Consider the following 20,293-nt stretch of genomic DNA (forward strand, 5'->3'; position numbering starts at 1 on the left):
ATGACCGACCATGCCACGCACCGCGTCATCGACCCGAGCGTGCTCTATCTGGGCACGCCCGCATACCTCGTCGCAACGCTGAACCCCGACGGCACCCCGAATCTGGCGCCGGCATCGAGCCATTTCGCGCTCGGCCGCACCATCGTGCTCGGGCTCGAGGAGGGCGGGCAGTCGCTCGACAATGCGCGCCGGCACCCGCAGCTGACGGTGAACTTCCCGTCGGCCGGGCAGTGGCAGCACGTCGAACGGCTCGCGGGCGTGACCGGCAGGGATCCGGTGCCCGACGAGAAGCGTGCGGGCTACGTCTTCGAGCCACGCAAGTTCGAGCGGGCGGGGCTGACCCCGGCGCCGTCCGACCTCGTGGCCCCGCCGCGGGTGGAGGAGGCGCCGATCCAGCTCGAGGCCGAGGTGCGGCGCATCACGCCGAGTCTCGACGGGGCCTTCGGCATCGTCGAGGCCGAGGTCGTGCGCGTGCATGCGGCGAGCGAGGTGGCCGTCGACGGCACGGATCATATCGACCCCGAGGCCTGGCATCCGCTCATCTACGCCTATCGGCACTTCTACGATCGCGGCGCCGAGGTCGGGTGGACGCGCAAGAGCCCCATCGCGCAGCTGCCCGCCGCGGTCGACCGCTGGGATCTCGCCGGCGGCACCTGGCGCGTCGTATCTGCGGACGACGAGTCGGCGGTCGTGGACCTGATGCGCTGCGACGGCGGAGAGGTCATCGAGCAGGTGAGGCTCGACGACCCCCGGGAGGTGCGCTGGGCGCAGGTGCAGCAGGCGGCCGCCGCGCCGACGGCCTCCGCCGAGCCGGGAGCCTCGGCGACTGTGCGGCCTGGCGCTCCGACCTCTACGATGAACTCATGACCTCAACGACGTCGCAGCGGCAGAACTCGATCGCGGAGCGGCTCGATGGGCTCCCGTTCACGCGCAAGCACGGCAAGGTGCTCACCGGCTCGGGCATCGGCTGGGCGCTCGACGCCATGGATGTCGGGCTCATCTCGTTCATCATCGCGGCGCTCGTCGAGCACTGGGGCATCACGAAGGGCGAGAGCGGGCTCATCGCGTCGATCGGCTTCGTCGGCATGGCGATCGGTGCGAGCTTCGGCGGGTTGCTCGCCGACCGCATCGGCCGCCGCCAGGTGTTCGCGCTGACGCTGCTCGTCTACGGCATCGCCACGGGCGCGAGCGCGCTCGTCGGCGGCATCGGCATGCTGCTCGTGCTGCGCTTCTTCGTGGGGCTCGGTCTCGGCGCCGAACTGCCGGTCGCCTCGACCTACGTCAGCGAGCTGGCGCCCGCCCGCATCCGCGGCCGCCTCATCGTCATCCTCGAAGCCTTCTGGGCCGTCGGCTGGACCGCCGCGGCGCTCATCGGCTACTTCGTCGTGCCGAACAGCGCCGCGGGTTGGCGCTGGGCTTTCGCCCTCGGCGCGATTCCCGCGGTCTACGCGCTCATCGTGCGCTGGGGCCTGCCCGAGTCGGCGCGCTGGCTCGCGAGCCGTGGGCGCACGGCCGAAGCCGAGGCCGTGGTCGCCGATTTCGAACGTTCTGCAGGGATCGCGGCCCTGAGCGGCACGGCCGACCCGGAGGCGGCCGATGCCTCGGCTGCATCGGCGAGCGCCTCCGCGGCCGCGGCCGAGACTGCCGTGCCTGCCGCGCCGCAGCGGGCCCGGCCGGGCAACCGCATCGCGGCGCTCTGGGCGCCGGAGTTCCGCACTCGCACCGTGTCGATCTGGCTGACCTGGTTCTGCGTGAACTTCGCCTACTACGGCGCATTCATCTGGATCCCGAGCATCCTCGTCGACGCCGGCTTCAGCCTGGTGCGCTCGTTCGGGTTCACCCTGCTCATCACGCTCGCCCAGCTGCCCGGCTACGCGGTCGCCGCCTGGCTGATCGAGGTGTGGGGCCGCCGGCTCACTCTGTCCGTGTTCCTCATCGGTTCGGCGGCCTCGGCGATCGTGTTCGGCACGGTGCACACGGCGCCGGCGATCATCGCCTCGGGCATGGCGCTGTCGTTCTTCAACCTGGGCGCCTGGGGCGCGCTCTACGCCGTGACGCCCGAGCTGTACCCGACGTCGTTGCGGGGCACGGGTTCGGGCTGGGCGGCCGGCGTCGGCCGCATCGCGTCGATCATCGCGCCGCTCGCGGTGCCCGCGATGCTCGTCGCGGGCGGTGCGGGCCTCACCTTCACCGTGTTCGCGGTGTTCTTCGTGGTCGCGGCCGGGGCGGCGTGGGGGCTCGTCGAGCACAAGGGGCGGCCGCTCGACGACCGCTAGGATCCCTGGCGGCGCGGCGCGGCGTTGGTCTGCCGGCTTGGGGCTTGCCCTGCCCCGTGAGCCCACTCGGAGCTGCGAGCTCGTTCGGACGTTTTTCGCCAGAATCGGTCCGAGCGAGCTCCAGGATCCGAACGAACGCACGCCCGCCGGATCGCATCAGTCAGTCGTCGTCGACGGTGTCCGAGAGGAAGCCGCGCAAGAGCGCCGCAGACCCCTCGATGTGCTCGGCCATCGCCTCTGCGGCGGCCTCGGGGCGCCCCGCCAGAATCGCCGTCACGATCGCCGTGTGCTGCTCGGTCGAGTGCACGATGTTGGGTTCGAGCACCGGGATGGCCTCGAGCAGCGCGTTGACGCGGGTGCGGATGTTCGCGGCGAGCGGCACGAGGCTCGGCGACCCCGAGAGCTCGGCGATGAGCAGGTGCAGGCGCGAGTCGAGCCGGCGGTGGTCGTCGGGCGGGCACGACGTGCAGGCCTCGAGCGCCTGCGTCAGCGAGGAACGCTCGACCGAGGTGAGATCGCGGGCGGCCGCCTCGCGGGCCGCCCCGATCTCGAGCACGCGGCGCAGCACCGACACGTCTTCCACCTCTTCGGCGGTGACGACCGCTGCGGTGCCGGTCAGCGGCCCGTGCGGCAGCTCGTCGACGACGAAGGTGCCCCCGTACCGGCCCCTGCGCGAGATCACGTACCCCGCATCGGCCAGCGTCGAGAGCGCTTCGCGCACCGTGTCGCGGCTGACCTTGAGCATTCCGGCGAGGTCGCGCTCGGCCGGCAGCCGCTGCCCGGGTGGGATCACTCCGAGCCTGATCGACTGCAGCAGGCGCTGCATCGACTCCTCGTACGCATTGGTGGGCCGCACCGCCCTGATGAGCAGTTCGGCTTCATCGCCCGTGCGCTCCATCGGTTCCTCCTTGAAACGAGCACGGGGTTCGCAGGGAGACCTGCGAACCCCGTGAGTACGAGTCTATCCGGGCGCCTGTTCGCGACCGGACGGCTCGGCTCAGAGCGGCGTCGTGTACGCGCTCGACAGGCCGCCGTCGACGAGGAACGTCGACGCGGTGATGAACGAGGCGTCATCGCTCGCGAGGAACGCGACCGAGGCCGCGAGCTCCTCGGGCTTCGCGAAACGGCCGACCGGCACGTGCACGAGACGGCGTGCGGCGCGCTCCGGATCCTTCGCGAACAGCTCCTGCAGCAGCGGGGTGTTCACCGGCCCGGGGCAGAGCGCGTTCACGCGGATGCCCTGGCGGGCGAACTGCACGCCGAGCTCGCGGGTCATGGCCAGCACGCCGCCCTTCGACGCGGTGTACGAGATCTGCGAGGTGGCGGAGCCCATCACTGCGACGAACGAAGCGGTGTTGATGATCGAGCCCGACCCCTGCTGCGTCATGTGGCGCAGCGCGGCGCGCGAGCACAGGTACACGCTCTTGAGGTTGACGTCCTGCACCTTCTGCCACGCGGGCAGCTCGGTAGTCTCGATCGAGTCGTCGTCGTCGGGCGAGATGCCGGCGTTGTTGAAGGCGATGTCGACCGAACCGTACTCGCGGGCGGCCGTGTCGAAGAGATTGTTGACCTGATCCTCGTCGGTGACGTTGACCTGCACGAAGAGGCCGTCGACCTCGGCGGCCGCGGCCTCGCCCGACTCGGGGTTCATGTCGCCGATGACGATCTGGGCGCCCTCGGCGCGCATGCGCTTCGCGGTGGCCAGGCCGATGCCGCTCGCGCCGCCGGTGATGACGGCGACCTTGCCGGCAAGCCGCTGGGTGAGGTCGATGGGGGTGATATCGCTCATAGTCGTTTCCTTGAGTGTGAGGTGGTTCTGGAGAAGAGGGGAAGTGGTTATTCGGAGGCGAAGAAGACGTTCTTCGTCTCGGTGAAGTGCTCGGCGGCATCGGGGCCGAGCTCGCGGCCGAGCCCCGACTGCTTGAAGCCGCCGAAGGGGGTCGAGTAGCGCACCGAGGAGTGCGAGTTGACCGAGAGGTTGCCGCCCTCGACGCCGCGCGCCATGCGGATGCCGCGGGCGAGGTCGTTCGTCCAGATCGAGCCGCTGAGGCCGTACTCGGTGTCGTTGGCGATGCGCAGCGCATCGGCCTCGTCATCGAAAGGGATGACCGAGACGACCGGGCCGAAGATCTCCTCGGTCGACAGGCGGTCGCCGTGGCTACCCTCGACGACGGTCGGCGCGAACCAGGCGCCCGGGCCCTCGGGGGCCGAACCGCGGAAGGCGACCTTCACGTCATCGGTGATGAACGAGGCGACGCTGTCGCGGTGCGCGAGGGTGACGAGCGGGCCGACCTCGGTGTCTTCGAGCGAGGGATCGCCCACCTTGACGCCCTTGACCGCCTGTTCGAAGTGTTCCATGAAGCGGTCGTAGGCGCTGCGCTGCACGAGCAGGCGGCTGCGTGCGCAGCAATCCTGCCCGGCATTGTCGAAGACCGAGTAGGGGGCGGTGGCCGCCGCCTTCTCGATGTCTGCGTCGTCGAACACGATGTTCGCGCTCTTGCCGCCGAGTTCGAGGGTGACGCGCTTGACCTGCTCGGCCGCGCCCGACATGATGCGCTTGCCGACCGCGGTCGAGCCGGTGAAGACGAGCTTGCGCACCGAGGGGTTGGTGACGAAGCGTTCGCCGACGACCGAGCCGCGGCCCGCGAGCACCTGGAAGAGGCCCTCGGGGAGCCCGGCCTCGAGCGCGAGCTCGCCGAGACGGAGGCTCGTGAGCGGGGTCCATTCGGCGGGCTTCAGCACGACCGCGTTGCCGGCCGCGAGGGCGGGGGCGAAGCCCCAGGCCGCGATCGTCATCGGGAAGTTCCACGGGGTGATGACGCCGACGACGCCCAGCGGTTCGTGGAAGGTGACGTCCATGCCGCCGGCGACGGGGATCTGCTGGCCGATGAGGCGCTCGGGCGATGCCGAGTAGTACTCGAGCACGTCGCGCACGTGGCCGGCCTCCCAGCGCGATTGCGAGATCGGGTGGCCCGAGTTCGTCGTCTCGAGCGAGGCGAGGTGCTCGATGTCGGCGTCGACCGAGGCGGCGAAGCGGCGCAGCGCCTTCGCGCGGTCGGCCGGGGCGACCCTGGCCCATTCCCGCTGCGCGGCGACGGCCGCGGCGATGGCGCGATCGGTGCCCTCGATGTCGAGGTGCTCGACCTCGGCGACGACGGATTCGTTCGCCGGGTTGATGACGGTGTAGCTCATGCGTTCTCCTTGCGGACTGCGCCCGATGCTCGGGCGGTGCGGGAAGTGCTGGTGGCGCGGTATTCGCGCGCGGCATCGACGAGGCCCTGGAACAGGCGGCGGTCTTCGACGTTCTCTTCGGGGTGCCACTGGACGGCGACTCCGAAGGGGATCGAGGTGAGCTCGATCGACTCGATGATGCCGTCTTCGGTGCGGCTCGTCACGGTGAGGCCGTCGCCGACCTCGCCGATGGCCTGATGGTGGTAGAGGTGCGCGCCGGCGGTGCGGTCGTCGCCGTAGATCTCGGCGATGCGGGTGCCCGCGTCGACCTCGACCTCGACCTCGTTGAAGACGCCGGCGCCGATCTGGTAGCGGTCGTCGCCGACGACGTCAGGAAGGTGCTGCAGCAGAGTGCCGCCCATCTCGACGTTCAGCATCTGGGCGCCGCGGCAGATGCCGAGCAGGGGCAGCTCGGCCTCGATCGCGGCTTCGATGAGCGCGGCCTCGAACTCGTCGCGGTCGACGCGCGGCGCCCCGGTGCGGTCGTGCGGGGTCTCGCCGTAGCGCGCGGGGTCGACATCGGCGCCGCCCGACAGGATGAGCCCGTCGAGGGTGCCGACGATGGCGCGCGCGGCATCGGCGGTGATCGGTTGGGGCGGCAGCACGAGTACGGTGCCGCCGACGTCGGTGACCGCGTTCATGTAGACCTGGGGCAGGAAGGACGCCTTGACATCCCACACCCCGGTCTGGGCCTGTTCGAGATAGCTGGTGATGCCGATGATCGGCGCGGGCGAGCCGGCGCCGATCGACTCGGCGTCGGTCGACTCAGAGACGCTCAAAGCCGCGGATCCTCTCCCAATCGGTGATGGCGGCGTCGAAGGCCTGGACCTCGACGCGGGCCGCGTGGACGTAGTGGTCGACGACCTCGTCGCCGAAGATCTCGCGCGCGATCGTCGACCGGTCGAAGAGATCGGCTGCCTCGCGAAGCGTCGTCGGTACTCGGTCGACGTCGCTCGTGTAGGCGTTGCCGGTCAGCGCATCCTCGAGCTCGAGCTCGTGCTCGATGCCGTAGAGGCCCGAGGCGAGCAGGCCCGACACGGCGAGGTACTGGTTGACGTCGGCACCGGGCACGCGGTTCTCGACGCGCATGCTGCCTCCTCGGCCGACGACGCGCAGCGCGCAGCTGCGGTTGTCGAAGCCCCATGCGATGGCGGTCGGGGCGAAGCTGCCGTCGACGAAGCGCTTGTACGAGTTGATGTTCGGCGCGTAGAGCAGCGTGAACTCGCGCATCAGCTTGAGCTGGCCGGCGATGAAGTGGCGGAAGGTGTCGGACATGCCGTTCTCGGCCGATTCGTCGGCGAACACCGGGTTGCCGGCGCCGTCGCGCAGACTCGCGTGGATGTGGCAGCTCGATCCCTCGCGCTCGTTGAACTTCGCCATGAAGGTGATCGACTTGCCGTGGGTGTCGGCGATCTCCTTCGACCCGCTCTTGTAGATGGAGTGGTTGTCGCAGGTGGCGAGGGCGTGGGCGTAGCGGAAGGCGATCTCCTGCTGGCCGAGGTTGCACTCGCCCTTGACGCCCTCGTTGTACATGCCCGCGCCGTCCATCGAGTTGCGGATGTCGCGCAGCAGCGGCTCCATGCGGGTCGATGCGTGCAGGGCGTAGTCGATGTTGTAGTCGCTCGAGGTGGCGAGGTCGTTGTAGCGCTTCTTCCACGCGGTGCGGTAGTCGTCGTCGAAGACGATGAACTCGAGCTCGGTGGCGACGTTGGTGTGGAGGTCGCGCTCGGCGAGGCGGTCGATCTGGCGCTGCAGCACCGAACGGGGAGCGACAGGGATCGGCTCGTGCCCGTTGGCGCTGACGAGGTCGGCCATGACGAGCGCCGTACCGGGGATCCACGGGGTGCGGCGGAGGGTGCCGAGGTCGGGGACCATCGCCATGTCGCCGTAGCCGCTCTCCCAACTGGTGAGGGCGTAGCCGTCGACGGTGTTGAGATCGACGTCGACCGCGAGGAGGTAGTTGCAGCACTCGGCGTGGCCGTTCATCGTGTCCTCGAGGAAGAGCCTCGCGGAGATGCGCTTGCCGACGAGACGGCCCTGCATATCGGTGAATGCGACGATCACCGTATCGATCTCGCCCGACGCGACGGCCTCGCGCAGTTCCTGCGGGTTCAGATTTCCGCTCACGGGATTCATGGAATCTCCTTCAAATGTCTCTTCGTTGAGTGCCCGATTGTGCGCCTGATCTGGAGCCGAGCTCGGGCTTTCGGGGAGCTGCTCGCCGGGCGAACCGGAAAGCGTGCCGGGTTTATGGTCTGCTCGTCGACCATTAAAGCATGAAAACTTCCGGTGAGGGGAGACCTGTTCCCGGAATCCTCATTGGATCGCTGGGAATCCATTGCACTGAGGCGGGTCCGCACCGCAGGGGTCGAGCGAAAATTGGCTAAAGGTGGATTAGTAGACCAATAGACACTATAGTTTCGAGTTGCAACCGCAGACACCCTCGGCTCCAGTGCAATGCAGTACCGGCCGGGGTGCCGTCACAGTGAAGTGAAATACAGAGGAAGCAATGACAAAAGACACGCTGAAAGTCTCAGGTGTGACCTACACCACGGCTGATACGGGCTACTTCGAGAAGCGGAGCCTGAAGCGCTCGGCCGGCATCTGGGGCCTCTGGGGGCTCGCCGTCGGCGCCGTCATCTCGGGCAACTTCTCGGGCTGGAACTTCGGCATCGAGGCCGCCGGCTTCGGCGGCATGCTCATCGCCTTCGCCATTCTGGTCGTGATGTACTACGGTCTGGTCTTCGCGATCGGCGAGATGGCCGCGGCGATGCCGCACACGGGCGGCGCCTACTCCTTCGGCCGCGCGGCGATGGGCCCCTGGGGCGGCTTCGTCACGGGCCTCGCCGAGTCGATCGAGTACGTCGCGACGACCGCCGTGATCGTGTTCTTCTCGGCCAACTACGCCAACGGCGTCACCGAGGGCCTCATGGGCTTCACGCTGCCGACCTGGCTGTGGTGGATCATCCTCTACACGATCTTCGTGGGCCTCAATACCGCGGGCACCTCGATCTCCCTGAAGTTCGCCGTCATCGTATCGTTCGTCTCGATCGGCGTCATCGCGCTGTTCGGCGTCATGGCGTTCGTGAGCGGCGCGGTCAACTGGAGCAGCCTCTTCGACATCGTCCCCGACCCCGGTCAGTCGGCGTTCCTGCCCCACGGCGTGCTTCCCATCCTCTTCGCGCTGCCATTCGCGATGTGGCTCTTCCTCGGTATCGAGGAGCTCCCGCTCGCGGCCGAGGAGTCGCACAACCCGGTGCGCGACATCCCCCGCGCGGGCCTCTGGGCGCGCGGCACGCTGATCGCCACCGGCCTCGTCGTGCTGTTCCTCAACACCGCGGTGCTCGGGGCTTCGAAGACCGGTGCCGCCGGCGAGCCGCTGCTCGACGGCTTCCGCGCCATCCTCGGCGACGACCTCGCCTGGGTCGCAGGTCTGCTCGCTCTGTTCGCCCTGTTCGGCCTGCTCGCCTCGCTGCAGGGCATCATGTTCGCGTACGGCCGCAACCTGTACTCGCTCTCGCGCGCGGGCTACTACCCGCGGTTCCTCTCGCTCACCGGCAAGCGCCAGACCCCCTGGGTCGCGCTCATCGCGGGTGCGCTCATCGGCCTCACCGCGCTCATCGTGGTCGAGATCACCGGTGGCGAAGGCGGCGTCGGCGGCGCCGTCGTGCTGAACATCGCCGTGTGGGGCGCGGTGCTCGCGTACTTCATGCAGATGCTCTCCTTCATCATCCTGCGCAAGAAGTACCCGAACGCGAACCGCCCGTACAAGAGCCCGTGGGGCAAGTTCGGCGCGTACGCCGCGGCGTTCATTTCCGCGCTCATCTTCCTCGGCTTCCTGCTGAATGAGTCGTTCCGCCCTGCGATCGTCGCGATCGTGATCGTCTACGTGATCGGCCTCGTCATCTTCGGCGTCTACACGCGCCACCGCCTCATCCTCTCGCCCGAGGAGGAGTACGCGGTCTCGGGCGGCCTGCACGGCGACCCGCAGAAGGAGGGCTACGGCGGCGCCGTCGAGGAGGAGCTCCTCGCGCTGGACGGCGTCGACGAACCCGAAGCGAAGTAGCGTTCTCGGCAGGGATCACCGATCGTTCGACTTGGTGACCCGAGGCCAATAAATAGGCGGGCTGCGCCCGCTCCTTCCGGCATCGCCGGGGGAGCGGCGCAGCCCGCTTTCGCATGCCGCGCGCGGCCGAGAAAGCGGTTGCGAGGGAACGCCGGGATGGTGTTACTATGAGCAGACTTCTGAATATCGGCTATCAAGCCGCAGCGGGAGAGTCCGGGTGAGACCCGGCGCCGTAGGAGCAATATCCCTCCCCGGGAATCTCTCAGGCCCCCGTACCGCTGCAGCATGGCAACTCTGGAAAAAACGACGATCCCTGTCGTTTACCGAAGGTGCAACGGAGCACGGCGCACGCCTCCGCTCCCGAATCTCTCAGGTCCCATAACAGAGCGGGGAGGATCCCATACTCATTCGCGCCCTCAGCGGGCCATACGACGGAGATCCTCTTGAGCATCAGCCCTGAAGTACGCAACTTCTCGGATCGCCACATCGGCGTGACCACACCGGCCGACATCGCAGCCATGCTCGCGCGCACCGGCTACGACAGCATCGACGCGCTCGTCGACACCGCGGTCCCGTCCGTGATTCGCAAGGGCGAGCCCCTCGACCTCCCCGCCGCGCGCAGCGAAGAGGAGATCCTCGCCGACCTCCGCGAGTTCGCGGGCAAGAACACCCTCAAGACCCAGATGATCGGTCAGGGCTTCTACGACACGCACACGCCGCCGGTGATCCGCCGCAACGTGCTCGAGAGCCCCGCCTGGTACACCGCCTACACGCCGTACCAGCCCGAGATCTCGCAGGGCCGCCTCGAGGCGCTCCTCAACTTCCAGACCATGGTCTCGGACCTCACCGGCCTCGAGGTCGCCAACGCCTCCATGCTCGACGAATCCTCGGCCGCCGCCGAGGCCGTGCTGCTCATGCGCCGCGCGAGCAAGGCGAAGCCGACCGCGAAGGCCGTCGTCGACGCGAACGTCTTCCCCCAGACCCTCGCCGTGATCCAGGGCCGCGCCTCGGCGCTCGACTTCGAGGTCGAGGTCGCCGACCTCTCGCAGGGCCTGCCCGAGGGCGACATCTTCGGCATCGTCGTGCAGCAGCCCGCGAGCGACGGCTCGATCGTCGACCAGTCGGCGCTCATCGCCCAGGCGAAGGAGCGCGGCGCGATGGCCACCGTCATCGCCGACCTCCTCGCGCTGACTCTCATCACCTCGCCCGGCGAGCAGGGCGCCGACGTCGCCGTCGGCAACACCCAGCGCTTCGGCGTGCCCCTCTTCTTCGGCGGGCCGCACGCCGCGTTCCTGTCGATCCGCGCGGGCCTCGAGCGCTCGCTCCCGGGCCGCCTGGTCGGCGTCTCGAAGGATGCGAACGGCCGCCAGGCGTACCGCCTCGCGCTGCAGACCCGCGAGCAGCACATCCGCCGCGAGAAGGCCACCAGCAACATCTGCACCGCGCAGGCGCTGCTCGCCATCACCGCATCGATGTACGCCGTGTACCACGGCCCCGCGGGTCTCAAGGCCATCGCCGAACGCACCCACGCGCACGCCCGCACCATCGCCGCCTCGCTCCGCGCCGTCGGCATCGAGCTCGCCTCCACCGCGTTCTTCGACACCGTGGTCGCCACTGTTCCGGGCCGCGCCGACGAGATCATCGCCGCCGCCTCGGACACGGGCATCAACCTGCGCCGCATCGACGAGAACACCGTCGGCGTCTCGACCGACGAGACCACGACGGCAGCGCACGTCGCCGCGGTCGCCGCCGCATTCGGCGCCGAGCCCGCCGAGGCCGTCGCCGCAGGCGACTACGGATTCGACGCCGCATCGGTGCGCACGAGCGACTACCTCACGCACCCGATCTTCAACTCGATGCGATCCGAGACCCAGATGCTGCGCTACCTGCGCCGCCTCGCCGATCGCGACCTCGCGCTCGACCGCACCATGATCCCGCTCGGCTCGTGCACCATGAAGCTCAACTCGACCGCCGAGATGGAGTCCATCTCATGGCCCGAGTTCGCAGGCATCCACCCCTACGTGCCCGAGGAGCAGAGCCGCGGCTGGCGCGAGCTCATCGCCGACCTCGAGGGCCGTCTCGTCGAGATCACCGGCTATGCGGGCGTCTCGATGCAGCCGAACTCGGGCGCCCAGGGCGAGTACGCGGGCCTCAACGCGATCAGCCTCTACCACCGCGCGAACGGTCAGGAGCAGCGCGACGTCTGCCTCATCCCGGCATCGGCGCACGGCACCAACGCCGCATCGGCCGTGCTCGCGGGCATGAAGGTCGTCGTGGTCAAGAACACCGAGGCCGGCACCATCGACATGGACGACCTGCGCGCGAAGGTCGAGGCGAACCGCGAGGTGCTCGCCGCCATCATGATCACCTACCCGTCGACCTACGGCCTCTACGACGCCGATGTGCGCGAGGTCTGCGACCTCGTCCACGAGGCCGGCGGCCAGGTCTACATCGACGGCGCGAACATGAACGCCCTCGTCGGCCTCGCCCAGCCGGGCAAGTTCGGCGGCGACGTCTCGCACCTGAACCTGCACAAGACCTTCGCCATCCCGCACGGCGGCGGCGGCCCCGGCATCGGCCCGATCGGCGTCGCGGAGCACCTGCTCCCGTACCTGCCGAACGACCCGACCGGCACCTACTCGGTCAGCCAGGGCATCCCCGTCGTGGCGACGCTCTTCGGCTCGGCCGGCGTGCTCCCAATTTCGTACGCCTACATCGCGATGATGGGCGCCGATGGCCTCACCCGGGCGACGAAGACCGCGCTGCTCGGCGCGAACTACATCGCCGCGCGCCTCGACGAGTACTTCCCGGTGCTCTTCCGCGGCAACGAGGGCCTCGTCGCCCACGAGTGCATCCTCGACCTGCGCGAGCTCACCGCCCGGTCGGGCGTCACCGCCGAAGACGTCGCGAAGCGCCTCATCGACTACGGCTTCCACGCGCCGACCCTCGCTTTCCCGGTCGCGGGAACGCTGATGGTCGAGCCGACGGAGTCGGAGGACCTCGGCGAGATCGAGCGCTTCATCGAGGCGATGATCACCATCCGCGCCGAAATCGAAGAGGTCATCACGGGAGCGCGCGAACTCGCCGAGTCGCCGCTGCGCCTCGCACCGCACTCGGCGGAGACCGTCATCGCGGGCGAGTGGGATCGCTCCTACTCGCGCGAGCAGGCCGTCTTCCCGGTCGCGCGCCTGCGCAGCGACAAGTACTTCCCGCCCGTGGACCGCATCGACGGCGCCTTCGGCGACCGCAACCTCGTCTGCTCGTGCCCGGCGCCCGAGGCGTTCGAGACGCCCGCCGACTGAGTTCCGCCGCCGATCCGTTCGGCGGCCCCAGGCCCGCCCCCGGTCCGCCGGACCAGGGGCGGGCGCCCAGCGGGCGCAGAGACTCCCGGCACCTCCCACCGGCCCGGCGCACGGGCCCACCCAGCACCTGAAGGACAATGATGACTGACACGAAGCACACCGCCCTGCACGCCGAGCACGAGAAGCTCGGCGCCTCGTTCACCGACTTCGGCGGCTGGGACATGCCGCTGAAGTACGGTTCGGAACTCGCCGAGCACCGCGCCGTACGCGAGGCCGCCGGCCTGTTCGATCTGTCGCACATGGGCGAGATCCGCGTGCAGGGCCCCGACGCCGCCGCCTTCCTCAACACCGCCCTCGCGGGCAACCTCGGCGTCATCGCCGTCGGCCGCGCCAAGTACTCGCTCATCCTGAACGAGGCGGGCGGCATCGTCGACGACCTCATCAGCTACCGCCTCGGCGAGAACGAGTACCTCGTCGTGCCGAACGCCGGCAACGCCCCCGTCGTCGCAGGGCTCTTCGCCGAGCGCGCCGCCGGCTTCGACGTCACGGTCACCGACGAGTCGGGCGAGACCGGCCTCGTCGCCGTGCAGGGCCCCCGGTCCGTCGAGATCCTGCACCGCATCGTGCCCGCCGAGCAGCACGCGATCGTCGAGGATATGAAGTACTACTCGGCCGCCGAGGTCACTGCGGCCGGCATCACGGTGCTGCTCGCACGCACCGGCTACACCGGCGAGGACGGCTTCGAGCTGTACGTGCCGAACGGGCAGGCCGCCGAGCTGTGGAGCGCGCTGCTCGCGGCGGGGGAGCCCTCCGGGCTGATCCCTGCAGGTCTCGCCTCGCGCGACTCGCTGCGCCTCGAAGCCGGCATGCCGCTCTACGGCAACGAGCTGAGCCTCGACGTGAACCCCTTCGAAGCGGGCCTCGGCCCGGTCGTCTCGTTCAAGAAGGAAGAGCGCTTCATCGGCCGCGACGCACTCGAGGCGCTGCGCGAGACCCGGCCCGAGCGCGTGCTCGTCGGCCTCAAGGGCGCGGGGCGCCGTGCGGGCCGCGGCGGCTACGCCGTCGTCGCGGACGGCGAGACGGTCGGCACCGTCACGAGCGGCCAGCCCAGCCCGACCCTCGGCTACCCGGTGGCGCTCGCCTACGTGAAGCCCGAGTTCGCCGAGGTCGGCACGCAGCTCGCGGTCGATCTGCGCGGCAAGGCCGAGCCCTTCGAGGTCGTCGCCCTCCCGTTCTACAAGCGGGCGCAGTAGGTTATTCCGAACACCCGGTTCTTCACGAACACCGCATTCATCACGAACATCAACACCCACACTCCCCGAAAAGGAAGCACATCATGAGCAAGGTACAGTCCGGTCTGCGTTACTCGGCCGAGCACGAGTGGATCAACGACGAGACCCCCGCCGTCATCGGCGTCAGCGAGGTCGCCGCCGACGCGCTCGGCGAGATCGTCTACGTCGAGCTCCCCGAGGTCGGCGCGAGCGTCACCGCCGGCGAGACCATGGGCGAGATCGAGTCGACCAAGTCGGTCTCCGACCTCTACAGCCCCGTCACGGGCGAGGTCGTCGAGGTCAACGAGGCCGTCGTCGACGACCCCACCCTCGTCAACTCCGACACCTACGGCGCCGGCTGGCTGATCAAGGTCGCCGTCTCCGAAGAAGGCCCGCTGCTCTCGGCCGAGCAGTACGCCGCCGACAACGGGGCAGAGCTGTGACCCGTTTCGAGCAGATCGTCGCTCCGTCGCTGAACGAGCCGATCGCCACCCTCGACCCCGAGGTCGCCCAGCGCATCGACGCCGAGCTCGCGCGCCAGCGCCGCGGGCTCGAGATGATCGCCTCCGAGAACCACACCGCCGTCGGCGTGATGCAGGCTCAGGGGTCGGTGCTCACCAACAAGTACGCCGAGGGCTACCCGGGCCGCCGCTACTACGGCGGCTGCGAGGAGGTCGACGTCATCGAGCAGCTCGCGATCGACCGCATCAAGGAGCTCTTCGGCGCCGGTTTCGCCAACGTGCAGCCCCACTCGGGCGCGCAGGCGAATGCGGCGGTCATGCACGCGCTGATCCGCCCCGGCGACACCATCCTCGGCCTGAACCTCGCGCACGGCGGCCACCTCACCCACGGCATGAAGATCAACTTCTCGGGCCGTCTCTACAACGTCGCCGCGTACAGCGTCGACGAGGAGACCCTGACGATCGACATGGACGAGGTCGAGCGCCTCGCCCGCGAGCACGAGCCGAAGCTCATCGTGGCCGGCTGGTCGGCGTACCCGCGGCAGCTCGACTTCGAGCGCTTCCGCGCGATCGCCGACGAGGTGGGCGCCTACCTCATGGTCGACATGGCGCACTTCGCCGGTCTCGTGGCCGCGGGTCTCCACCCCAACCCGGTGCCGCACGCGCACGTGACCACGTCGACGACGCACAAAACCCTCGCCGGCCCGCGCGGCGGCATCATCCTGTCGAACGACGCCGACATCGCGAAGAAGATCAACTCGGCCGTCTTCCCCGGCCAGCAGGGCGGCCCGCTCGAGCACGTCATCGCCGGCAAGGCGGTCGCGTTCAAGGTCGCCGCGAGCGAGGAGTTCAAGGAGCGCCAGCAGCGCACCCTGCGCGGCGCGTCGATCCTCGCCGAGCGCCTCACGCGCGCCGATGTCGCCGAGCGCGGCATCAGCGTGCTCACCGGCGGCACCGACGTGCACCTCGTGCTCGTCGACCTGCGCGAATCGGTGCTCGACGGCCAGGTCGCCGAAGATCTGCTGGCCGCGGTCGAGATCACGGTGAACCGCAACGCGGTGCCGTTCGACCCGCGCCCGCCGATGGTCACCTCGGGTCTGCGCATCGGCACGCCGGCGCTCGCGACCCGCGGCTTCGGCGACGAGGCGTTCGCCGAGGTCGCCGACGTGATCGCGCTGGCGCTCATCGCGGGCACCGCCGAGGGCGGCGCCGACGAGGCGACCCTCGCAGCACTGCGCGACCGCGTCACGGCCCTCGCCGAGGCGCACCCCCTCTACCCGAATCTCGCTCAGCTCTCCTGAGCGACGACCGGAATCCCTGAAGGGCACACCCATGGCAATCAGCGTCTTCGACCTGTTCAAGGTCGGCATCGGCCCGTCGAGTTCTCACACCGTCGGCCCGATGCGCGCCGCGCACCTCTTCGCCGCGCATCTCGAGCGCGCGGGGCAGCTGGATGCCGTCCGGGGGCTGCGAGTGGACCTCTACGGTTCGCTCGCAGCCACCGGCAAGGGCCACGGCACCTTCACCGCCGTGCTCCTCGGTCTCGAGGGCTACGACCCCGAGACCGTGCTCCCCGATGAAGTCGACAGCGCGATCGCGCGCATCGAGGAGAGCGGCATCGTGCGCCTCGGCGAGCAGCTGGGCCGGGAGCCCGTGCTCGTCGAATTCGGCGTGCCCGACATGGTGCTGCACCCGCTCACCGTGCTGCCCCGCCACGCCAACGGCATGCGCCTGGGCGCGGTCGGCGAGGGCGGCGAACTCCTCGACGAGCAGACCTATTTCTCCGTGGGCGGCGGCTTCATCATCCGCGAGGGCGCGGAAGAGGACGTGCAGGATCGTCTCGAGACCATCGTCTCCGAACTGCCCTACCCGTTCACCACGGCGGCCGAACTGCTCGCGCATACCCGGAGCACCGGCCTCACGATCGCCGAGATCATGCTCGAGAACGAGCGGGCGCGCCGAGACGAGTCCGAAGTGCGCGCGGGTCTCGCCCACATCTGGAACGTCATGGAGGCCTGCAAGAACTCGGCGCTCGAGCGCACCGGGCTGCTGCCGGGCGGGCTCAATGTGCGCAGGCGGGCCCCCGAATGGCATCGCCGGCTCTCGGAGCAGGACCCGAACCGCGACGCGCAGTACTGGCAGGAATGGACGAACCTCGTCGCCCTCGCAGTCAATGAGGAGAACGCCTCGGGCGGTCGCGTGGTGACCGCGCCCACGAACGGTGCTGCAGGGATCATCCCGGCCGTGCTCTTCTACGCCACCCATTACGCGCCCGGCGCAGGCGATTGGAGCGACGAGGAGCGCGCACGGCGCATCGTCGACTTCCTGCTCGCCGCCGCCGCCGTCGGCGTGCTCTACAAGGAGCAGGCTTCGATCTCGGGCGCCGAAGTCGGCTGCCAGGGCGAGGTCGGTTCGGCGTCGTCGATGGCCGCGGCCGGCCTCGCTCAGGTGCTCGGCGGCACTCCGGAGCAGGTGGAGAACGCGGCCGAGATCGCGATGGAGCACAACCTCGGACTCACCTGCGATCCCATCGGCGGCCTGGTGCAGATCCCGTGCATCGAACGCAATGCGATCGGCGCCTCGAAGGCCGTGAACGCGGCGAAGATGGCGCTCATGGGCGACGGCCGACATCACGTGAGCCTCGACGAGGTCATCATCACGATGCGCGAGACGGGCCGCGACATGAGCGACAAGTACAAGGAGACCTCGATGGGCGGCCTCGCCGTCAACGTCGTGGAGTGCTGAGCGTACGCGGGCCCCTGCAAGGGCCCGCACCGGACCCGTTCGTCGAAGCTCTGGGCAGCACCGCGACGAAGGTGTATCGTCGGCAGCAGACGCTGAGGGGAGCGCGCCATGCCGCTGGTACGGGCACACAACATCGCCGTCTCGCTCGACGGCTTCGCGACGGGGGAGGGGCAGTCCCTCCGGACGCCGTTCGGCCACGCGGGCGTGCGCCTCATGGAGTGGTTCTTTCCGACCGCCACGTTCCAGAGTCTCTCGGGCGACCGGGAGCGGCGGCCCGTCGATACGTCGGCCGAGCCCGATGACGTCTTCGCGCGTCGTTCGTTCGAGGGCATCGGCGCCGAGATCATGGGGGCGAACAAGTTCGGCCCGCCCGGCTGGCAGGCCGACCCCGACTGGCGGGGCTGGTGGGGCGACGAGCCGCCGTTCCACTCGCCCGTGTTCGTGATGACCCGCGCGACGCGCCCGCCGATCGAAGTCGGCGAGACGACGTTCCGCTTCACCGATGCCGTGCCCGATGCCGTGCTCGCACAGGCGTTCGAGGCCGCCGGCGGGCTCGATGTGCGCATCGGCGGCGGGCCGACCACCGTCCGGGCCTTCATGGCCGCCGGGCTCATCGACCTGCTGCATGTCGTGCAGGTGCCGATTCTGCTGGGCCGGGGCGTTTCGCTCTGGGCCGGCCTCGAAGGCTGGGAGCAGGGCTACGACGTCGAGTCGACGAGCACTCCGAGCGGCGTGACGCACCTCGTATTCGCGCGCCGCTGACCGGGTGGCGGGAGGCGCCCCGCAAGTGCGCTAGGCTGGTCGGGTTGCAATAGCCCGCCTCCGTAGCTCAGGGGATAGAGCATCAGTTTCCGGTACTGAGGGTCGGGGGTTCGAATCCCTCCGGGGGCACCGCAACACGCCCCTCCGGCCGCATGGATATGCGGCGGGAGGGGCTTTTCCATGCGGCCCTACGGGGCGCTCCTATAGCAGCGGACCGGTGTCGCGCGCAAGGCTCTTGCCGGGGCGATCGCGCCGTCGGTACCGTGGCGCCATGACCGAGCAGCAGAACCGCGAACCCGAGACCGACCGAAGCGACGAAGAGACGATCGACGAACCCGTCATGGACGGCGCGACGGATCACAGCGATGACGATGTCGACCCGCGCAAGGGCCAGACCGACCCGGCGCTGATCCGCGACATCGAATCGGGCAAGAAGACCGCGAACCCCTACGGCTGATCGGCAGCGCGAGCACCGGGGCGCCTCTGCGGGCGGGTAGGATTGACCTTCGTGACGCCTCAAGAACTCGCTGCCGCCCTCGCCCGCATCCTCACCGACATCATCGCCGCACGCGGCGCCGAGATCGTCGTCACCGAGCAGGATACGCAGGTGGAGCGTCCGAAGAACCGCGAGCACGGTGATTGGGCCTCGAACGCCGCGATGAAGTTCGCGAAGCGCATCGGAACGAATCCGCGCGAGCTCGCGCAGGAGATCGTCGACCGTGTCGCCGGGATCGACGGCATCGCCCGTGCCGAGATCGCCGGCCCCGGCTTCATCAACATCACGCTCGACGCTGCGAGCGCCGGCGAGACCGCCCGCCGCGTCGTCGAGCAGGGCGAGGCGTACGGCCGCAGCGACGTGCTCGCCGGCCAGAACATCAACATGGAGTTCGTGAGCGCGAACCCGACGGGACCTCTGCACATGGGTCACACCCGCTGGGCGGCGCTCGGCGATTCCATCTCACGGGTGCTCCGCGCAGCCGGGGCGACCGTCACCAACGAGTACTACATCAACGATGCGGGCTCGCAGATGAACAAGTTCGGCCGATCGGTGCTCGCCGCGGCGCTCGGCGAAGACGCCCCCGAGGACGCCTACCCGGGGGAGTACATCCAGGAGCTCGGCCGCACGGTGCTCGCTCAGCACCCGGGGCTCGTCGAGCTGGCCGCGCGCGACCGCGACGCCGCGCTCGCCGTGGTGCAGGAGGCCGCCTACCAGCAGCAGCTCGCCGAGATCAAGGACTCCCTCGAACGCTTCAACGTGCGGTTCGACGTCTACTTTTCGGAGCGCACGCTGCACGCCGCCGGTGAGAACGGGGAGCCCAGCGCCATCGAGGCGGCCGTCGATCGCCTGCGCGAGCAGGGCCACGTCTTCGAGGACGACGGCGCGATCTGGGTGCGCACCACCGATTTCGGCGATGACAAGGATCGCGTCTTCACCCGCGGCAACGGCGTGTACACCTACTTCGCCGCCGACGCCGCCTACTACCTGTCGAAGATGGATCGCGGCTTCGGCGAGAAGATCTACCTGCTCGGCGCCGACCACCACGGCTACATCGGCCGCCTGACCGCGATCGCGGGCGCGGCGGGCGATGACATCGAGACCGACATCACGGTGCTCATCGGCCAGCTCGTCAACCTCAACGGCGCCAAGCTCTCGAAGCGCGCCGGCAACATCATCGAGCTCGACGACCTGCTCGAATGGCTCGGCAGCGATGCTCTGCGCTACTCGCTGGCACGCTTCCCGGCCGACTCGCCGCTCTCGCTCGACGGCGAGCAGGTGCGCAGCCGCACCAACGACAACCCGGTCTTCTACGTGCAGTACGCGCACGCGCGCACCTGCGCGGTCGACCGCAACGCTGCCGCCGCGGGCATCGACCGCAGCGCGTTCGCCCCCGAACTCCTGACGCACGAGACCGAGACCGAACTGCTCGGCAAACTGCAGCAGTACCCCGGTATCGTCGCGGGCGCCGCCGAACTGCGCGAGCCCCACCGCATCGCGCGCTTCCTCGAAGAACTCGCGGCCGCGTACCACCGCTGGTACGACAACTGCCGCGTGATCCCTCTCGGGGAGGAGCCGGTGACCGACCTGCACCGCACCCGCCTCTGGTTGAACGATGCGGCGGGCCAGGTACTGCGCAACGGCCTCGACCTGCTCGGCGTCTCGGCGCCCGAACGGCTGTAG

Annotated in this window: 16 protein-coding genes, 1 tRNA gene and 2 riboswitches; of the genes, 12 read left to right on the forward strand and 5 right to left on the reverse strand. The window is 69.3% G+C overall.

What is annotated here, in order from left to right:
• Nucleotides 1-867, forward strand: coding sequence for a flavin reductase (locus tag ACUYTF_RS09080; RefSeq protein WP_434142476.1), 867 nt, complete (start codon nucleotides 1-3; stop codon nucleotides 865-867).
• Nucleotides 864-2,276, forward strand: coding sequence for an MFS transporter (locus ACUYTF_RS09085; RefSeq protein ID WP_434142477.1), 1,413 nt, complete (start codon nucleotides 864-866; stop codon nucleotides 2,274-2,276). The genes ACUYTF_RS09080 and ACUYTF_RS09085 overlap by 4 nt, the downstream gene beginning before the upstream one ends.
• A 160-nt stretch (nucleotides 2,277-2,436) precedes the next feature.
• Here ACUYTF_RS09085 and ACUYTF_RS09090 read toward each other — a convergent pair whose 3' ends face one another.
• The 5 genes from ACUYTF_RS09090 to ACUYTF_RS09110 form a co-directional block, all read right to left on the reverse strand.
• The gene (locus tag ACUYTF_RS09090) at nucleotides 2,437-3,174 is read right to left on the reverse strand and encodes an FCD domain-containing protein (RefSeq protein ID WP_434142478.1); all 738 of its coding nucleotides are present in this window, start codon (nucleotides 3,172-3,174) and stop codon (nucleotides 2,437-2,439) included.
• Between the two features lie 99 nt (nucleotides 3,175-3,273).
• Complete coding sequence (locus ACUYTF_RS09095) at nucleotides 3,274-4,065, reverse strand: 3-oxoacyl-ACP reductase (protein ID WP_434142479.1); 792 nt, start codon at nucleotides 4,063-4,065, stop codon at nucleotides 3,274-3,276.
• Between the two features lie 47 nt (nucleotides 4,066-4,112).
• Nucleotides 4,113-5,468 (reverse strand): aldehyde dehydrogenase family protein, encoded by a 1,356-nt coding sequence (locus tag ACUYTF_RS09100; RefSeq protein ID WP_434142480.1) that lies wholly within the window; start codon nucleotides 5,466-5,468, stop codon nucleotides 4,113-4,115.
• Nucleotides 5,465-6,286, reverse strand: a complete 822-nt coding sequence (locus ACUYTF_RS09105) for a gamma-glutamyl-gamma-aminobutyrate hydrolase family protein (protein ID WP_434142481.1) — start codon at nucleotides 6,284-6,286, stop codon at nucleotides 5,465-5,467. The genes ACUYTF_RS09100 and ACUYTF_RS09105 overlap by 4 nt, the downstream gene beginning before the upstream one ends.
• Nucleotides 6,273-7,643, reverse strand: coding sequence for a glutamine synthetase family protein (locus ACUYTF_RS09110; protein ID WP_434142483.1), 1,371 nt, complete (start codon nucleotides 7,641-7,643; stop codon nucleotides 6,273-6,275). Before ACUYTF_RS09110 ends, ACUYTF_RS09105 begins: the two co-directional genes overlap by 14 nt.
• 373 nt (nucleotides 7,644-8,016) lie before the next feature.
• On the opposite strand from ACUYTF_RS09110, the gene ACUYTF_RS09115 reads away from it, so the two are divergent.
• The 10 genes from ACUYTF_RS09115 to argS all read left to right on the forward strand — a co-directional run bounded on the left by ACUYTF_RS09115 (nucleotide 8,017) and on the right by argS (nucleotide 20,293).
• A complete protein-coding gene (locus ACUYTF_RS09115) occupies nucleotides 8,017-9,573 on the forward strand; it encodes an amino acid permease (RefSeq protein ID WP_434142484.1) in 1,557 nt (518 codons plus the stop codon).
• Nucleotides 9,574-9,767: 194 nt separating this feature from the next.
• Nucleotides 9,768-9,861, forward strand: a riboswitch (glycine riboswitch).
• A 1-nt stretch (nucleotide 9,862) separates the two neighbouring features.
• Nucleotides 9,863-9,968, forward strand: a riboswitch (glycine riboswitch).
• A 48-nt stretch (nucleotides 9,969-10,016) separates the two neighbouring features.
• Complete coding sequence (gene gcvP, locus ACUYTF_RS09120) at nucleotides 10,017-12,875, forward strand: aminomethyl-transferring glycine dehydrogenase (RefSeq protein ID WP_434142485.1); 2,859 nt, start codon at nucleotides 10,017-10,019, stop codon at nucleotides 12,873-12,875.
• Nucleotides 12,876-13,015: 140 nt separating this feature from the next.
• Nucleotides 13,016-14,128 carry a glycine cleavage system aminomethyltransferase GcvT gene (gcvT, locus tag ACUYTF_RS09125; protein ID WP_449279640.1) on the forward strand — a complete coding sequence of 371 codons (1,113 nt, stop codon included), beginning with the start codon at nucleotides 13,016-13,018 and terminating at the stop codon, nucleotides 14,126-14,128.
• 83 nt (nucleotides 14,129-14,211) lie between these two features.
• Complete coding sequence (gcvH, locus tag ACUYTF_RS09130) at nucleotides 14,212-14,589, forward strand: glycine cleavage system protein GcvH (protein ID WP_449279641.1); 378 nt, start codon at nucleotides 14,212-14,214, stop codon at nucleotides 14,587-14,589.
• Complete coding sequence (gene glyA / locus ACUYTF_RS09135) at nucleotides 14,586-15,908, forward strand: serine hydroxymethyltransferase (protein WP_449279642.1); 1,323 nt, start codon at nucleotides 14,586-14,588, stop codon at nucleotides 15,906-15,908. Before gcvH ends, glyA begins: the two co-directional genes overlap by 4 nt.
• 31 nt (nucleotides 15,909-15,939) lie before the next feature.
• Nucleotides 15,940-17,352: an L-serine ammonia-lyase gene (locus tag ACUYTF_RS09140; protein WP_449279643.1), complete on the forward strand. Its 1,413-nt coding sequence runs from the start codon at nucleotides 15,940-15,942 to the stop codon at nucleotides 17,350-17,352.
• A 108-nt stretch (nucleotides 17,353-17,460) separates the two neighbouring features.
• A complete protein-coding gene (locus tag ACUYTF_RS09145) occupies nucleotides 17,461-18,114 on the forward strand; it encodes a dihydrofolate reductase family protein (protein WP_449279644.1) in 654 nt (217 codons plus the stop codon).
• Nucleotides 18,115-18,170: 56 nt separating this feature from the next.
• A tRNA-Arg gene (locus ACUYTF_RS09150) sits at nucleotides 18,171-18,243 on the forward strand.
• A gap of 142 nt (nucleotides 18,244-18,385) precedes the next feature.
• The gene (locus ACUYTF_RS09155) at nucleotides 18,386-18,571 is read left to right on the forward strand and encodes a hypothetical protein (RefSeq protein WP_449279645.1); all 186 of its coding nucleotides are present in this window, start codon (nucleotides 18,386-18,388) and stop codon (nucleotides 18,569-18,571) included.
• Nucleotides 18,572-18,622: 51 nt separating this feature from the next.
• Nucleotides 18,623-20,293 carry an arginine--tRNA ligase gene (argS, locus tag ACUYTF_RS09160; RefSeq protein ID WP_434142492.1) on the forward strand — a complete coding sequence of 557 codons (1,671 nt, stop codon included), beginning with the start codon at nucleotides 18,623-18,625 and terminating at the stop codon, nucleotides 20,291-20,293.

The sequence above is a fragment of the Leucobacter sp. GX0328 genome, assembly GCF_053567315.1.

What these genes read in the sequence shown, in the direction of transcription:
- ACUYTF_RS09080 (WP_434142476.1), top strand. Translation starts at nt 1, where the DNA reads ATGACCGACCATGCCACGCACCGCGTCATCGACCCGAGCGTGCTCTAT.
- ACUYTF_RS09085 (WP_434142477.1), top strand. Translation starts at nt 864, where the DNA reads ATGACCTCAACGACGTCGCAGCGGCAGAACTCGATCGCGGAGCGGCTC.
- ACUYTF_RS09090 (WP_434142478.1), bottom strand. Translation starts at nt 3,174, where the DNA reads ATGGAGCGCACGGGCGATGAAGCCGAACTGCTCATCAGGGCGGTGCGG.
- ACUYTF_RS09095 (WP_434142479.1), bottom strand. Translation starts at nt 4,065, where the DNA reads ATGAGCGATATCACCCCCATCGACCTCACCCAGCGGCTTGCCGGCAAG.
- ACUYTF_RS09100 (WP_434142480.1), bottom strand. Translation starts at nt 5,468, where the DNA reads ATGAGCTACACCGTCATCAACCCGGCGAACGAATCCGTCGTCGCCGAG.
- ACUYTF_RS09110 (WP_434142483.1), bottom strand. Translation starts at nt 7,643, where the DNA reads ATGAATCCCGTGAGCGGAAATCTGAACCCGCAGGAACTGCGCGAGGCC.
- ACUYTF_RS09115 (WP_434142484.1), top strand. Translation starts at nt 8,017, where the DNA reads ATGACAAAAGACACGCTGAAAGTCTCAGGTGTGACCTACACCACGGCT.
- gcvT (WP_449279640.1), top strand. Translation starts at nt 13,016, where the DNA reads ATGACTGACACGAAGCACACCGCCCTGCACGCCGAGCACGAGAAGCTC.
- gcvH (WP_449279641.1), top strand. Translation starts at nt 14,212, where the DNA reads ATGAGCAAGGTACAGTCCGGTCTGCGTTACTCGGCCGAGCACGAGTGG.
- ACUYTF_RS09140 (WP_449279643.1), top strand. Translation starts at nt 15,940, where the DNA reads ATGGCAATCAGCGTCTTCGACCTGTTCAAGGTCGGCATCGGCCCGTCG.
- ACUYTF_RS09145 (WP_449279644.1), top strand. Translation starts at nt 17,461, where the DNA reads ATGCCGCTGGTACGGGCACACAACATCGCCGTCTCGCTCGACGGCTTC.
- ACUYTF_RS09155 (WP_449279645.1), top strand. Translation starts at nt 18,386, where the DNA reads ATGACCGAGCAGCAGAACCGCGAACCCGAGACCGACCGAAGCGACGAA.